Genomic DNA, 14,719 nt, shown 5'->3' with positions numbered 1-14,719 from the left:
GCTGGCCTGCGCGAGGCGCACAGGCCGGGAGTGGCCGCGGTGACGATAGATGTGCTGTTCAGGAGCGGCGGGTGAAGACGTTACTCATCGGAGGGAAATGGCTCGGCGCCATCGATGGCGAGACCATCGACGTGATCGATCCCAGTGACGGCATGGCGTTTGCGAAGATCAGCCGCGGCCGCGCCGCGGATGTGCAGCAGGCGGTGAGCGCGGCGCAGGATGCCTTGCAGGGCGAGTGGGGCAGCAAGACCGCGACCGAACGCGGGCGCATCCTGCAGCGGCTGGGACAAGGCATTCTCGATCACGCGGAAGAGCTGGCGGCAATCGAGGCGCAGGACACCGGCAAGCCGATCTCGGCCGCGCGCGCCGATGCCAGGGCGGTGGCCAGGTACTTCGAGTTCTACGGTGGCGCCGCCGACAAGGTCCACGGTCAGACGATTCCGTACCTGGACGGATACAACGTGAGCGTGGTGCGCGTCCCGCATGGCGTGACCGCCCACATCATTCCCTGGAACTACCCGGCGCAGATGATGGGGCGCACGCTGGCGCCGGCACTGGCGATGGGCAATGCGGCGGTGCTGAAGCCATCGGAGGATGCGTGCCTGAGCGTGATCCGGATTGCCGAGCTTGCCATGGAAGCCGGGCTGCCGCCCGGAGCCCTCAACCTGGTGACCGGGTATGGCGCGGAGGCAGGCGCCGCGCTGACATCGAACCCCGGCATCCATTTCGCCACCTTTACCGGCTCGCCCGAGGCCGGCGCCCTGGTGCAGCAGGCAACCGCGGCCAACCACGTCCCCTGCGTGCTTGAGCTGGGCGGCAAGTCGCCGCAGATCGTCTTCGACGACGCGGACCTGGACAAGGCGGTGCCGGCCGTGGTCAAGGCCATTGTCCAGAACGCCGGGCAGACCTGCTCGGCGGGCAGCCGGCTGCTGGTGCAGCAAGGCATCTACGATCGCTTCGTCGGCATGGTGGCGCAGGCCTTCCGTGCCCTGCAGGCGGGCGTGCCGGCCGCCGATCTGGATTGCGGGCCGATCGTCAGCGAGCGGCAGTACCGGCGTGTGATGGGGCTGGTGGAGGCCGCGCGGGACAGCGGCGTGCCGGTTATCGCCGAAGGCGGGTTTGCGGCGGATTTGCCCCGGGGTGGGTACTTCGTCAGGCCGGTCCTGTTCGGTCCGGTGCCGCGCGACCACGCGCTGGCGAATATCGAGGTATTCGGGCCAGTGCTGTCGGTGATGCCGTTCACGGACGAAGAGGATGCCATCCGGCTGGCCAATGCCACCGACTACGGCCTGGTCGCCGGCGTGTGGACCGAGAACGGCAGCCGGCAGATGCGGGTCAGCCAGCGGCTGCAGAGCGGGCAGGTCTTTATCAATTGCTACGGTGCCGGCGGTGGGGTCGAACTGCCCTTCGGCGGCGTCAAGAAGAGCGGGTACGGCCGGGAAAAGGGCTTCCTCGCGCTGGAAGAGATGAGCACCACCAAGACCATCGTGCAGCACTACCAATAGGGAGACAACATGTCGGAGCTATCAGACCAGGTTGCCATTGTCACGGGCGCAGGCAGTGGCTTTGGCGCCGCGATTGCGCGGGCCTTTATCCAGGCGGGAGCGAAGGTCGTGCTGGCCGATATCGATCGCGATGCCGTGCAGAGACTGGCGGACGAGTTGGGGCCGAATGCCAGTGCGGCCGCGTGCGACGTCACCAGCCCGGCGCAGATCAACGCCGCGGTGCAGCACTGCTGCGACCATTTCGGCGAGCCGGACGTGGTCGTCAACAATGCCGGCACCACGCATCGGAATCAGTCGATGCTGGAAGTCGACGAAGCGGTCTTCGACCGCGTCTTCGCCGTCAACGTCAAGTCGATCTACCACATGGCACGCGCGGTCGTGCCGCTGATGAAGCAGCGCGGCAAAGGCGTGATCCTCAATATCGGCTCGGTCGGCAGCCACCGGCCGCGCCCGGGGCTGACCTGGTACAACAGCTCGAAGGGCGCGGTGAGCGTGATGTCGAAATCGATGGCTGTTGAACTGGCCGCGCACGGGATCCGGGTCAACCTGATCTCGCCCGTGATGGCGGCGACCGGGCTGCTGCAGGACTTCATGGGGGTTGCCGACACCGCCGAGAACCGCGCCCGCTTTGTTGCCACCATACCGCTGGGGCGAATGTGCGAGCCGGCCGACGTGGCCAATGCCGCGGTCTTCCTGGCAAGCCCGGGTGCCCGCTTCCTTACCGGCATCGACATGCCCGTTGACGGAGGCCGGGCCATCTGAGCGAAGCCGGCGGCGTTTCCGGCATCGCTCATGCCGTCTGGAAACTCATCCGCTTTGCCTGCGAGATCGACATGGCCGCCACTTGCACATGCGGGGCCAGCTTGGCCTGGGCGGTTTCCAGCGTCCAGCGCGTGGACGGGACTGAGATATTGATGGCCCCGACCGGCAGCCCGCGGTGGTCGGTGATTGCGGCTGCGACGGAGATGTCGCCGACCACGGTCTGGTTCATGGCCACGGCATAGCCGCGTTCACCGGCCTCGCGGATCGCCGTCATCAGCTTGTCGGGGTCGGTTTCAGTGAACGGCGTGATGGGGTTCAGTGCGGTCGCCCGCACCACCTCCAGGCGCTGCGCTTCGGGCAGCTTCGACAGGATCGCAATCCCGGACGCGGTGTACACGGCCGGGAGCCGGTACCCGACCCCGAAATCGACGTTGATCAGGTGCTGCCCGGGGAAGCGGGCCAGGAACACGATTTCGTGCCCGTCGAGTTCCTGCAGGTTGGCGGTTTCTCCCAGCGTGCGGCTGATATCGAGCAGGTAGGGCGATGCGCGCTCGACCAGGTCGTTGGAGCGCAGGTAGTTGTACGACAGGCCCAGTGCCTTCGGCGCAAGCCCATACATCGCCGAATCGGGCAGGCGCCGGATGTAGCCCAGCTGTTCCAGTGTGTGCACCAGCCGCTGGGTGGCGCTGCGGTCGAGATCGGCCGCCCGGGCGATTTCCGCCATCGACATCAGGCGGCGGTCCGGGCCGTGGAAGGCTTCCAGCACCTGGAAGGCCTTTTCCACCGAACCGACGAACAGGGACGAACGCTCGCGCCTTGTGCGCAGCCCGTTGCCTTCATTACCTGAATCCACACAACCTCCTGCTCGTCCTTGTCATTGTTTTCATGGCTTACAGTGCGGCCAGCCGCGCGGCATGGTCGTCCGAGAGCGCGGCAGCGTCCAGCCTGGCTGCCTGCGGAACGCCGAGCAGCCGCAGCGTGGTCTCGAATTCTCCACGCAGGATGGCCAGGACTTCCGCCACGCCGCGGGGACCGCGCGCCGCCAGCCCGTACAGCGGTGCGCGCCCCACCAGCACGCCGCGGGCGCCCATTGCCAGCGCCTTGGCGATGTCGGCGCCGCGGCGCACGCCGCCATCGACGAATACGTGCATCCCGCCCGCCGCCGCGACGATGGCGGGCAGCATCTCGACCGCGCTGGGCGCGCCTTCCAGCTGGCGGCCGCCGTGGTTGCTGACCACGATGCCATCCAGGCCCTGGCGGGCGGCGATTTCCGCGTCGGCCGGCGTAAGGATACCCTTGATGATGACGGGCCCGTGCCAGTGCCGGCGCAGCCAGGCGATGTCGTCCCAGCACAGCGACATGTCCATCTGCCGGCTCAATCCCGCCGCCTGCGCCTTCAGGTCGTTGGCCATCCCGCTGCTGCGGGCCAGGTTGACCAGCTGCGGCGAGCCGCCCTGGCGCAGCATGCGCAGGCACCACCGCGGATGTGCCGCGAGGTCGGCCAGCAGCCGCGGCGTCCACGGCACCGGCATGCGAAAGCCGTTGCGGATGTCATGGTCGCGCTTGCCGTGCACCATGGTGTCGACGGTCAGCATCAGCGTGCTGAAGCCGGCGGCGCGTGCGCGCGCCATCATGCTCTCGGCGATGGCGCGGTCGCGCTGCACGTAGAGCTGCAGCCACAGGTCGCCGTCGCTGGCTGCGCGCACGTCTTCGATCAGCGAGGTCGATGCAGTCGACATCACGAAGGGCAGTCCTTCAGCGTGTGCGGCCCGTGCCAGCGCCTCTTCGGCCTTCGGCCAGTACAGTCCGTTCAGCCCCGTGGGGCCCACCAGCAACGGCAGGCGGTACTTGCGGCCGAAGATCTCCATGCCGGGATCGGTCTCCGTGACGTCGCGCAGCACGCGCGGCCGGAACAGCAGTGCCTGGTATGCGGCCAGGTTGCGTGCCAGCGTGCGCCCGTCCTCCGCGCCTCCCTCCAGATAGTCGAAGGCGAAGCGCGACAGCCGGCGCCGCGCCAGGTCCCGATAGTCCTTGATGGCCGGCAGCATGATCGTCGGCGCCTCAGGCGAGGGCGGCCTCGGCTTGCAGCCGCTGCGTCAGTTCGGCACGCAGCTGTGCCTGCAGCCCGGGTGCCGGCGCTACCAGCGGTGCCAGCACCTTAGGCGCGGTCACGCCCACCAGGTCGAGCACGGATTTCAGCGGCCCAGGATTGGTTTCGGAGAAGGCCAGGTCCAGCAACGGAATCAGCTGGCGGTGCAGGCGTACCGCTTGCGCGGTATTGCCGGCCACGCCGAGCTCATAGATGGCGCGCCAGGTGCGCGGCAGCACGGAGGCGGTCACGACCACGCCACCCCTGGCACCCGCCGCCATGTGCAGCGGGAACAGGCTGTCCTCGCCGCTGAACACGCTGAAGCTGTCGTCGACACCCGCCACCACCTTGAGGAAGTGGTACATGTCGGTGTTGCAGGCTTTCATGCCGATGATGTTTTCGTGGCGCGACAGCTCGTGCAGCACCTCCGGCGCGATCGCGATCCGCGTGCGGTAGGGGATCTCGTAGATCATGACCGGCACCGGCGAGGCGTCGGCATAGCGCAGGAAGTAGTCGCGGATGCCTTGCTGGGTCGGCGAGGTGTAATAGGGCGTCAGCACCATCAGGGCAGAGGCGCCGACGCCGGCAAAGGCCTTGCCCGCATCCAGCGCATCGTGGAACCCCGGGTCGAGCACGCCGGGAATGACGGGAACCTGGCCAGCCGCTGCTTCGACACAAAGGGCTGCCATGCGGACGCGCTCCTCGCGCGACAGGGCACCGTATTCGCCGGTGCCGCCCAGCGGCACCACGCCGGCAACGCCGTTGGCCAGCAGGTAGGCCATCAGCTTGCGCGTGGCGTCCTGGTCGATCCTGTCGTCGGCCGTCACGGGCGTCGGGATGGCGGGGAAGATGCCGCGCAGGTCGGCGGCGGTAAGCTTGTTGTTCATGGATAAGGTTCTCAGCGCCCGGCGCTCTTGCGGCGCAAGCGCTCGGCGCAGGTGATCAGGAGGGTAACGAAGACGAACAGGCAGGTAGACACCGCGGCAATCACCGGTGAAAGCTGCAGCGTCACCTCGTCCCAGAACTGCTTGGGCAGGGTGGCGCTCAGTCCGCCAGAGGCAAACAGGGCGATCGTCAGCTCATCGAACGAGGTGGCGAAGGCGAACAGGAAGGACGAGAACAGGCCGGCGGCGAGGATCGGCAGCGTCACGTAGCGCAGCGTCTGCCAGGGCCTGGCGCCCAGGCTTTGCGCCGCCAGGTCGAGCCGCGTGTCGTAGTTGCGCAGCACCGCCATCATCGTCATGACGACGTAGGGCACGGCAATGACGGTGTGGCCGATCATCAGGCCGAGCGAGGTGCCGACCAGCCCGACCCTGGCGAAGAAGTAGAACATCCCCACCGCGATGATCATGCGCGGGATGATGATCGGCGACAGCACGAACGCCAGCAGCAGCGACTTGCCCCGCATCTGCGAGCGCGCCAGCAGGAACGCCACCGGCGTGCCGACCAGCAGCGCCAGCACCGCGGCGCCAAGGCCGACCAGCAGCGAGCGCAGCCCGGCCTGCATCCACAGCGGCGAGGCGAGCATGTCCTGGTAGTGCTGCAGCGTGAAGCCGCGCGGCGGCCAGTTCAGCCCCGACTTGTCGGCGAACGACAGCGGGATCATCAGCAGCGCCGGCACGCTCAGGAACAGCAGCACCATCAGCACGATCGTGCGCAGCGGCAGCGAGTCGCCCGGCTGCGGCTCGCGCCGGCCGCGCGGCACCAGTGCCAGCAGCTTGTCGCTGACCGCTCCCAGTGCGCCCAGCACGCTGTCACCGAGCCGATGCAGCACGCCATCGTGCGCGGCGGCGGAGCGGGTGCGTTGCTCCGCTCCGCCTGCCATCGACGAGAGCCCGAGCACCTTGTCATACAGGGCGAACACCGCCAGCACGACCAGCAGCAGCAACACCGAGATCGAGCCGGCGAAACCCCAGTTCATGGTCTGCTGCACCTGGTCGATGATCAGCTGGGCGACCATGATCTCTTTGCGTCCGCCCAGCAGCGCGGGCACGATAAAGAAGCCGACGGCGGTGACGAACACCATGATGGCGCCGGCCGCCACGCCCGGCATCGAGAGCGGGAAGTAGACGCGCCAGAACGCCGTGCCAGGCCGTGCCCCAAGCGTAAGCGCCGCGCGCGGGAGGTTGCGGTCGATGTTCTCCATCACCGACAGCATGGTCAGCACCGCCAGCGGCATCAGCGCGTGCACCATCGCCACCAGCACGGCGCCGAGGCTGTACAGCAGGTTGGAAGGCGCATCCTGGATGCCGGCGGCGCTCAGCAACTGGTTGACCACGCCGTTGCGGCCCAGCATCACGATCCAGGCAAAGGCGCGCACCAGGAAGCTGGTCCAGAACGACAGCAGTACCCAGAACAGCCACTTTGCCTTCCTGTCCTTTGACAGCGAGGAGATCAGGTAGGCCACCGGATAACCGGCGACCACGGAGAGCAGCGTGGTCCAGAGCGAGATCTTCAGCGTGATCAGCATCACGTCGACGTAGACCGATGACGCAAACAGCTGGCGGTACTTGGCCAGCGTGAAGGCACCGTCGCTGTAGACGCTCAGCAGCAGCAGCTGGCCGACCGGGTAGACCAGCAGCACCACGAACAGGAGCACCAGCGGCGCGGCCAGCAAGGCGGGCCGCAGCCAGGGTAGGGGTCGGCGTTGCAGGGCGACGGCGGTCATAGCGAATCCGGGACGGCGACAGCGTCGCTGCGCTGCCAGGTAAGCGTGACTTGCTGCCCGACCGCATGCCGGGAAGCGCCCATCGAGGTGGGGTAGGACAGCACCACCGGGGCCTGGCCGGCGGCATCGGATTCCACGTACAGCTTGGTCAGGCTGCCGGTGATCATGCTGTCAAGCACTTTGCCGCTGACCGCATTGGCGGCGGTGACGCCGTTGGCCATGGCGATGTTCTGCGGCCGCACCATGACCCGCACCTTGCCCCCGGCGGCCACCGGCGCATTGGTGACCGCGTGGGCGACGGCGCCGCCCTGTGCCAGCGCCACCTCCACGTGGTCGCCGCGCACTTCCGTGACGGTGCCCTCGAACAGGTTCGATTCGCCCAGGAAGTCGGCCACGAACAGCGTGCGCGGGCGGAAGTACAGGTCCGACGGCGTGCCAAGCTGCTCGATCTTGCCGCCGTTCATCAGGCAGATGCGGTCAGACATCGTCATCGCCTCTTCCTGGTCGTGGGTGACATAGACGATGGTGGTGCCCAGCTCGCGGTGGATGCGCTTGATCTCCAGCTGCATGTGGTCGCGCAGCTTCTTGTCCAGGGCGCCCAGCGGTTCATCCATCAGGATGATCGATGGCTTGTAGACCAGGCAGCGGGCCAGCGCGATGCGCTGCTGCTGGCCGCCCGAGAGTTCCTTCGGGAAGCGCGCCGCGACGTGGGGCAGGCGGACCATTTCCAGTGCTTCCAGTGCCTGGCGCCTGGCCGTGGCCGCGTCGACCCGGCGCATCTTCAGCGGGAAGGCGATGTTCTCCGCGATCGTCATGTGCGGGAACAGCGCGTAGTTCTGGAACACCATGCCGATATCGCGCTCGTAGGGGGCGCCAAAGGTCACGTCCTTGCCATTGATCAGCAGCTGGCCGCCGTCCGGCACGGCCAGCCCGGCGATCAGGCTGAGCAGCGTGGTCTTGCCCGAGCCCGAAGGGCCCAGGAGGGTAAGGAATTCCCCCTCGGCCACTTCAAGGTCGGTCGGGGCCAGCGCGACGAAGTCGCCATAACGCTTGGTCAGCCCGGAAATCTTGAGTTTGGAATTCGGCATCGTGTCGTTGCTTGTGGTGTCTGGTGAAGAGGTTCAGATCACTTGAGGATCCAGCCGTTGAACTTCTCCATCACCGCGGCCTGGTTATCGAGCCAGTACTTGGCGTTGATCTGCACGCCCGACTTGATGTTGTCGGGGTGGGTCGGGCAGTTCTTCGCAACCTCGGGCTTGATGTACTTGAAGGCATCCGGCTGGGTCACGCCTGCCGGGAAGTACTCCACCAGCGAGGCCATGCGCTTGGGGTCGGACGCGAACTTGATGAATTCGCGGCAGGCTTGCGCATTCGGCGTGCCGGCCAGGATGGACCAGTTGTCCACGCCCCACAGGTTCTGGTTCCAGACGATGCCGACCTGGGCACCGGAGGCGGCCGCGCTCTGTGCGCGCGACACCCAGGTGGCCACCATGTCGACCTCGCCGGACTTGAGCATCTGCTCTACCTGGGCGCCGGAGTTCCACCACACGTCAACGTTGGCCTTGATCTTCTCCAGGTTGGCGATGGCCTGGTCGATATTGAGCGGATAGAGCGCGGAGGTCGCCGTGCCGGCGGCCATCAGCGACTCTTCCAGCGTGTCGAACGGGTGCTTGCGCAGGGCGCGGCGGCCGGGGAAGTCCTTGACGTTCCAGAAGTCGGCCCACGACGACGGTGCCTTGCGGCCCTTGAAGGCGTCGGTGCGATAGGCCAGGACCGTGCTGTAGACGTTGGTGCCCACGCCGTAGGGCGACATGAAATGCGCCGGAATGGTCTTGATGGTGGCGTCGCCCTCCAGGCCGTGCTTCTCCAGGTAGACCTTGCCGCCCTGCGTCAGCAGCAGGATGGCCGGCTGGCTGATCTTGGCCATGTCCCAGGTGTAGTTCCTGGTCTCGACCATGCTGCGGATCTGCGCCACCGGTTCGGCGTTGGCCTGCACGCCCACGACCTCGATGCCGGTCTTCTCGGTGAACGGCTTGTAGTACACCGCGCTGTAGGCCTTGGTGTAGATGCCGCCGTCGTCGCGCACCACGATGCGCTTGGACTGCGCGCGCGCATATTGCAGCACTGCGGGCGCGGCAAGCGTGCCAAGGCCGGCAGCGGCGACCTTGAGGGCACGCCGGCGAGAAGAGTTGATGGGGCTGTGGTCGTTCATGCGAGCTCCTTGATTGCCGTTATTGCTGGGAAGGTGGGGACGGCAGCAGCCGGCCGGGGTTGAACAGGTCGCGCGGGTCGAGCATGCGCTTGATGCCGTGCATCATGGCGATCTCGACCGCCGGCTTGAACTGCGCCATTTCCTCGGTCAGGACCTGGCCGATGCCATGTTCCGCGCTGAAGGTGCCGCCCAGTTCGTAGGCCACCTGGTCGATGGCGTGCTTGATGCGGGCGGCCACGGCATCGCGCTCTGGCAGCGCTTGCCACTGCGGGAAAGGCACCAGCGGGATGAAGTGGACGTTGCCATCGCCCAGGTGGGCCACGACGATGATCGGCAAGTCCGGCAGGACCGCATGCGCCGCCGCGGTGGCGCGCTCAATGAACTGCGGCACCGCCGAGACCGGCACGGCGCAATCGGTGTTCAGGCCCAGGCCCGCCTTCTTGTTGCCTTCGGAGACGCTATGCCGCACCTGCCACATGGCTTCGCGCTGCGCGCCGCTGGCGGCCACCACGGCATCGTCGACCAGGCCTTCGGCCACGCCTTGCTCCAGCACTTCCTGCAGCACCTCGTCGAGCAGCTCGCGCCGGCCGGTGTCGGCAAGTTCCACCAGCACGTGCCAGGGATGGCTGGCAGGCAACGGCGCACGGCGGCCGGGCACGTGATCGAGCACGATCTGCAACTGCACGTCATTGAGCATTTCAAACGCGGACAGGGTGGCGCCACAGCGCTGCTGGAAGCGTCCCAGCATCTCCAGCGCCGCCTGCGGCGTGCTCACCGCCAGCCACGCCATGGCGTGCGCGGTGGGCAGCGGGTGCAGCTTGAGCGTGGCGGCGGTGATCACGCCCAGCGTGCCTTCGGAGCCGATAAACAGGTGCTTGAGATCGAGGCCGGTGTTGTTCTTGCGCAAGCGGTACAGGCCGTTCCAGACCTGGCCGTCGGGCAGGACCACTTCAAGGCCGAGCACGTTGTCGCGGGTGTTGCCATAGCGCAGCACGCCGGTGCCGCCCGCATTGGTGGCGATATTGCCGCCGATCTGGCAGGAGCCTTCGGCGCCCAGGCTCACGGGATAGAGGCGCCCCTGTTCCGCCGCCGCCTGCTGGATCGCGGCCAGCACGCAGCCTGCCTCGACTTCCATCGAGTTGTTGGCCGCATCGATGGCGCGGATGCGCCGCATGCGTGCCAGGCTGATGACGATGGGCGGCGTGCCGTCCGGGGCCGGCACCGCGCCGCCGCACAGGCTGGTATTGCCGCCTTGCGGCAGCACGGGCACGCTGGCCTGGACCGCGGCCTGCACCACCGCGGCGACTTGCGCGGTGGAGGCCGGCAGCACCACGCACAGCGCCGGGCCCTTATAACGGCCGCGCCAGTCCTCGATGTAGGCGGCTACGTCCGCGGGTTCGGTGAGAACCGCATCGGGTCCCAACAGGTCTTTCAGCTTCAATACAAGTGACATCGCCTTGTGCCCTCGTGCTCGATTGAAGCCATACTAGTCGATTGTCATGAGCATATGTATAGGTGAAATCCACATACTAGTAATCGCAATGCGATTACTTTGTCGCTCGACAGGCAAAGGGCTGCAGACCAGATGTCGGGGGTTCCTTGTGCGAACGGCCTTCCGTGACAGCGGCCCGGCGGCGTGCCGCCCTACAATCTGATCCTGTCCTGACAACGAGGCTCACCATGTTCACCGCCTGTCCCACAGAAAGAAGCCGTGTCATTGCCGATCGCGTCGAGCGCTTTGTCCGCGACGTCGTGGTGCCCTATGAGCGCGACGTGCGCTGCGAAGCCCATGGCCCGACGGCCGGGCTGGTCGCCGAGCTTCGCGACCTGGCGCGCGCGGCCGGCGTCATGACGCCACATATCCTGCCCGACGGCTCTCACCTGACCCAGCTCGAAACCGCGGCCGTGCTCAAGCGCTCGGGCTTGTCGCCCCTCGGGCCGGTCGCGGTCAACACCATGGCCCCGGACGAGGGGAATATGTTCCTGCTGGGCAAGGTCGCCACGGAGGCACAGCAGCAGCGCTTCCTTGCACCGCTGGTCAGCGGCGAGGCCCGCTCCGCATTCTTCATGACCGAACCGGCGGAAGAAGGCGGGGCCGGTTCCGATCCGTCGATGCTCCAGACCACCGCGGTCAGGGACGGCGACGAATGGGTGATCCGCGGCCGCAAGAAGTTCATCACCGGAGCCGAAGGGGCCAGCGCCGGCATCCTGATGGCGCGCACCGGCGATGGTGAGCGCGCGCAGGCCACCATGTTCCTGGTCGACCTGCCGCATCCGGCGATCCGCATCGAACGCCTGCTTGACACCATCGACAGTTCCATGCCGGGCGGACATGCGCAGGTCCTGATCGACGGCCTGCGCGTGCCGCAGGACCAGGTGCTGGGCGAGGTGGACGAGGGCTTCCGTTATGCGCAGGTTCGCTTGTCGCCGGCGCGGCTGTCGCATTGCATGCGCTGGTTCGGGGGTGTGGCGCGTGCCGACGAGATCGCGCGCGCCTACGCCACCACGCGCAAGGCTTTCGGCAAGCTGCTGATCGACCACGAGGGCGTGGGCTTCATGCTCGCCGAGAACCTGATCGACCTGCAGCAGGCCGCACTGATGATCGACTGGTGCGCCGGGGTGCTCGACGGCGGTTCCCTGGGTACGGCCGAGAGTTCGATGGCCAAGGTGGCCGTGTCCGATGCCTTGTTCCGCGTGGCCGACCGCTGCGTGCAGATCCTCGGCGGCATGGGCGTGTCGCGCGACACCATTGTCGAACAGGTCTTCCGTGAAGTGCGTGCGTTTCGCATCTACGACGGCCCGACCGAAGTCCACAAGTGGTCGCTGGCAAAGAAGATCAAGCGCGATACCCTGGCAGCATCGCATCATGGTTGAGCGCCGCCCTGGCGCCGGGCCTGCCTGAGGGGGCCCGGCAGGTGCCATCGCGCCCATCCCCGATCCAGCGCGCCCTGGCCGTGCTGCGCGCGCTGTCCGATCCGGAAGTGCGCCGCATGAGCGACGTGGCGCGCGCCACCGGGCTCGATCCGGCCACGGCTTCGCGCATGCTCGACCTGCTGGTGCAGGAGGGGTTCGCCACGCGCGACCAGGCGCGCCGCTACGGCATCGGGCCCGAGATCTTCCAGCTGGCAGACGTGGCGCAGCGGCGCGTGGACTTGCGCAAGCTGGCGCGTCCGGCGCTGGAACGGCTGGTGGAGGCGTTCGAGGATACCGCCGTGCTGACCGAGGCCAGCCGTGGCGAGGCGGTGTGCACCGACCTGGAACCCGGCACGTATGCGATACGGGCGAACTACGTGACGGTCGGCACGCGCCGGCCGCTCGGCGTGGGCGCCGGCAGCCTGGCGGTGCTGGCATGGCTGCCCGCGCCCGAGCGCGCGCGCCGGCTGCAGCAGACCACGCGCAAGCTTGGCAAGCACCCGCGGCTCGATGCCGCGTGCATCGCCGCGGAAATCGAGGCAGCCCGGGCGCGCGGGCATGTGCTGTTTCTCGATTGGGTGGTCGACGGCATGGGCGGCATTGCGGTGCCGATTCTCGACTATGAGGGCCGGCCGATCGGTGCCTTGAGCGTGGCGGCGACGAGCGCGCGTATCCGCTCGCGCGAGGCCGCGCTGGCACGCAAGCTCAAGCAAGAGGCGCGACGCATCACCAGCGCCTGGACGCGCACCGTGATACCGCCGCGGGCCGACGCATGCACCGACGGCCGGCGTGCCAGGGGGCGCCAGTCCGGCGGTGGCTGACGCCTACCCCGGCGAGCCTATGACGCCGGCCCGCGCAGCAGGCCGGCCAGCGCGTCAGGTATCTCGACTTCGAAACGCAGCACGGCACTGGCCAGCGCCTTGCCGTAGTTGTCGATCGCGAGGCTGCGCGACACACCGCCGCCGAGCGCGCCCTCCGCGACGAAGTTGAGCACCTGCAGTCCATCCACTTCATGGCGCGTGACCGCGCCTGTGATCAGCGTGCCGTACAGCGCCTTGAACGCGGGTGCCGTCAGCTGTGCCTTGATATGCGGGTAGAACTCCGGCGCGTAGGCGATGACCGCCGTGTTCGAAGTATTGCCCTTGTCGCCGGAGCGGCTGTGTGCGAGACGTCGCAGTGGTACACGCATGGCGAATCCTCAGAGATAGTGGACCTGGGAGGTGATCAACGCGCGCGGCACCAGTGCCGACCAGACGCCGATGATCTCGCGCGTGCGCTCCTGGTGCGGCACGCGCTTGCCGGTGGAGGCCAGGCCGCAGACCGCCATGCCGTCGATCTCGCGGCCAACCTTGGCGGCTTCGTCGCGCGTGCGGGTGCGCGCGGCGACGCGGACCGCGATTTCGTTGGGCTCGCAGACAGGTTCGGGCGAGGCCGCGCCGTGCACGGCGTTGACGCCGAGGAAGTCGATGCGCACCTCATCCGCCTGCAACCTTGCCATGGCAAAGCGCGCTTCGAGGATGCGTTTGGCCAGCCTGGCCTTTTCCAGGCAACCCGGCCCCGCGTAGAAGAACATGTCTTCACCGATATGCCCTTCGGTGCAGCCCAGCGACACCTTGAGCGTATCGGTGCGCGGCTGCCCGCTCACACCGCTGATACGCACGCGGTCCGGCCCTACCTGTTCGAGCACCGCGGTCGAGAAGTCGACCACCACGTCCGGCGTGATGTAGCGGCGCGGGTCGTGGACCTCATAGAACATCTGCTCCTTGACGGTCTGCTGGTCGATGCGTCCGCCGCTGCCATCCACCTTGCCGATCACGGCGCTGCCGTCGGCCTCCACCTCGGCGATCGGGAAGGCCAGGTTCCATGGTTCCGGCACATCCTTGTAGCCGGGGTCGCCGAAATATCCCCCCGTCACCTGCGCGCCGCACTCGAGCAGATGGCCGATGGCGCTGCCGCGCGCAAGCCGAGTCACGTCGTCCGGCGACCAGCCGAAATGATGGATCATCGGCGCGAGGAACAGCGACGGGTCGGCCACGCGCCCGGTGATCACGATCTGCGCGCCCGCGCGCAATGCGGCGACGATCGGTTCGGCGCCTTCGTATGGTTCGGCGCTGATCAGGGTTTCACGCAGCGAGGAAACCGGTGCGCCGCTTTCCAGCAGGGTGAGATCCAGCTCGCAGATGCTCCCGGTCAGGTCCGTGGTGGTGACCGCGGCGATTCTGACGCCGGGCAGGCCCAGTTCCTCGCAGAGCTCGGCCACGCGCCGGGCCGCGCCGAGCGGATGAATCCAGCCCTGGTTGCTGATGATGCGCGTGCCATTGGCGATGCACGGGGGCAGCACTGCGCGCATGCGTTCGTCGAGATAGGTGTCGTAGCCGGCGAAGGCCGGGTCGCGCCGCTTGCGCACCTGCGCGGCGGATACCGTGGCCTCGGCCATGGTCTCGAAGCACAGGTAGTCGAGCTTGCCCAGGCGCGCCGAACGCTCGGCCGGCTCGACGCGGTCGCCCCACCAGCCCGATCCCGAGCCGATGCGAAGGGTGTTGGTCTTGGTCATGATTGTCCTGTATCAG

13 protein-coding genes are annotated in these 14,719 nt (G+C 67.5%); 4 read left to right on the top strand and 9 right to left on the bottom strand.

Annotated elements, in window-relative coordinates:
- Positions 1-71: 71 nt before the first annotated feature.
- Both AC3WRI_RS06355 and AC3WRI_RS06350 read left to right on the top strand, forming a co-directional pair.
- Positions 72-1,505 (top strand): aldehyde dehydrogenase family protein, encoded by a 1,434-nt coding sequence (locus AC3WRI_RS06355; protein ID WP_010810312.1) that lies wholly within the window; start codon positions 72-74, stop codon positions 1,503-1,505.
- Between the two features lie 9 nt (positions 1,506-1,514).
- Entirely contained in the window at positions 1,515-2,267 is a 753-nt protein-coding gene (locus tag AC3WRI_RS06350; RefSeq protein ID WP_010810311.1) for an SDR family oxidoreductase, read from the top strand.
- Between the two features lie 28 nt (positions 2,268-2,295).
- Here the strand turns inward: AC3WRI_RS06350 and AC3WRI_RS06345 are convergent, their stop codons facing one another.
- The 7 genes from AC3WRI_RS06345 to AC3WRI_RS06315 are packed head-to-tail and all read right to left on the bottom strand — an operon-like array spanning position 2,296 to position 10,689.
- The gene (locus AC3WRI_RS06345; RefSeq protein ID WP_010810310.1) at positions 2,296-3,120 is read right to left on the bottom strand and encodes an IclR family transcriptional regulator; all 825 of its coding nucleotides are present in this window, start codon (positions 3,118-3,120) and stop codon (positions 2,296-2,298) included.
- A 37-nt stretch (positions 3,121-3,157) separates the two neighbouring features.
- Complete coding sequence (locus AC3WRI_RS06340; protein WP_010810309.1) at positions 3,158-4,315, bottom strand: alpha-hydroxy acid oxidase; 1,158 nt, start codon at positions 4,313-4,315, stop codon at positions 3,158-3,160.
- Positions 4,316-4,328: 13 nt separating this feature from the next.
- Positions 4,329-5,243, bottom strand: coding sequence for a 4-hydroxy-tetrahydrodipicolinate synthase (gene dapA / locus AC3WRI_RS06335; RefSeq protein WP_439669232.1), 915 nt, complete (start codon positions 5,241-5,243; stop codon positions 4,329-4,331).
- Between the two features lie 11 nt (positions 5,244-5,254).
- Entirely contained in the window at positions 5,255-7,024 is a 1,770-nt protein-coding gene (locus AC3WRI_RS06330; RefSeq protein ID WP_011617497.1) for an ABC transporter permease subunit, read from the bottom strand.
- Positions 7,021-8,112, bottom strand: coding sequence for an ABC transporter ATP-binding protein (locus tag AC3WRI_RS06325; RefSeq protein ID WP_011617496.1), 1,092 nt, complete (start codon positions 8,110-8,112; stop codon positions 7,021-7,023). The genes AC3WRI_RS06330 and AC3WRI_RS06325 overlap by 4 nt, the downstream gene beginning before the upstream one ends.
- Positions 8,113-8,150: 38 nt before the next feature.
- The gene (locus AC3WRI_RS06320; RefSeq protein WP_011617495.1) at positions 8,151-9,236 is read right to left on the bottom strand and encodes an ABC transporter substrate-binding protein; all 1,086 of its coding nucleotides are present in this window, start codon (positions 9,234-9,236) and stop codon (positions 8,151-8,153) included.
- 19 nt (positions 9,237-9,255) lie between these two features.
- Complete coding sequence (locus AC3WRI_RS06315) at positions 9,256-10,689, bottom strand: FAD-binding oxidoreductase (protein ID WP_058696497.1); 1,434 nt, start codon at positions 10,687-10,689, stop codon at positions 9,256-9,258.
- A 227-nt stretch (positions 10,690-10,916) separates the two neighbouring features.
- Between AC3WRI_RS06315 and AC3WRI_RS06310 the strand changes: the two genes are divergently transcribed.
- Together AC3WRI_RS06310 and AC3WRI_RS06305 are read left to right on the top strand one after the other, a co-directional pair.
- Positions 10,917-12,110, top strand: coding sequence for an acyl-CoA dehydrogenase family protein (locus AC3WRI_RS06310; protein WP_010810303.1), 1,194 nt, complete (start codon positions 10,917-10,919; stop codon positions 12,108-12,110).
- A gap of 41 nt (positions 12,111-12,151) precedes the next feature.
- Entirely contained in the window at positions 12,152-12,970 is an 819-nt protein-coding gene (locus tag AC3WRI_RS06305) for an IclR family transcriptional regulator (protein ID WP_010810302.1), read from the top strand.
- A 17-nt stretch (positions 12,971-12,987) separates the two neighbouring features.
- Here the strand turns inward: AC3WRI_RS06305 and AC3WRI_RS06300 are convergent, their stop codons facing one another.
- A complete protein-coding gene (locus AC3WRI_RS06300) occupies positions 12,988-13,338 on the bottom strand; it encodes an AtuA-related protein (protein WP_010810301.1) in 351 nt (116 codons plus the stop codon).
- Positions 13,339-13,347: 9 nt separating this feature from the next.
- Positions 13,348-14,703 (bottom strand): acyclic terpene utilization AtuA family protein, encoded by a 1,356-nt coding sequence (locus AC3WRI_RS06295; protein ID WP_010810300.1) that lies wholly within the window; start codon positions 14,701-14,703, stop codon positions 13,348-13,350.
- Between the last annotated feature and the right edge of the window lie 16 nt (positions 14,704-14,719).

The sequence above is a fragment of the Cupriavidus sp. FW305-27 genome (assembly GCF_058787995.1).
This window is presented reverse-complemented; position numbering and strand designations above follow the sequence as displayed.

Coding starts and splice junctions, on each gene's coding strand:
- AC3WRI_RS06310 (WP_010810303.1), top strand. CDS start 10,917: ATGTTCACCGCCTGTCCCACAGAAAGAAGCCGTGTCATTGCCGATCGC.
- AC3WRI_RS06315 (WP_058696497.1), bottom strand. CDS start 10,689: ATGTCACTTGTATTGAAGCTGAAAGACCTGTTGGGACCCGATGCGGTT.
- dapA (WP_439669232.1), bottom strand. CDS start 5,243: ATGAACAACAAGCTTACCGCCGCCGACCTGCGCGGCATCTTCCCCGCC.
- AC3WRI_RS06325 (WP_011617496.1), bottom strand. CDS start 8,112: ATGCCGAATTCCAAACTCAAGATTTCCGGGCTGACCAAGCGTTATGGC.
- AC3WRI_RS06300 (WP_010810301.1), bottom strand. CDS start 13,338: ATGCGTGTACCACTGCGACGTCTCGCACACAGCCGCTCCGGCGACAAG.
- AC3WRI_RS06330 (WP_011617497.1), bottom strand. CDS start 7,024: ATGACCGCCGTCGCCCTGCAACGCCGACCCCTACCCTGGCTGCGGCCC.
- AC3WRI_RS06320 (WP_011617495.1), bottom strand. CDS start 9,236: ATGAACGACCACAGCCCCATCAACTCTTCTCGCCGGCGTGCCCTCAAG.
- AC3WRI_RS06295 (WP_010810300.1), bottom strand. CDS start 14,703: ATGACCAAGACCAACACCCTTCGCATCGGCTCGGGATCGGGCTGGTGG.
- AC3WRI_RS06340 (WP_010810309.1), bottom strand. CDS start 4,315: ATGCTGCCGGCCATCAAGGACTATCGGGACCTGGCGCGGCGCCGGCTG.
- AC3WRI_RS06350 (WP_010810311.1), top strand. CDS start 1,515: ATGTCGGAGCTATCAGACCAGGTTGCCATTGTCACGGGCGCAGGCAGT.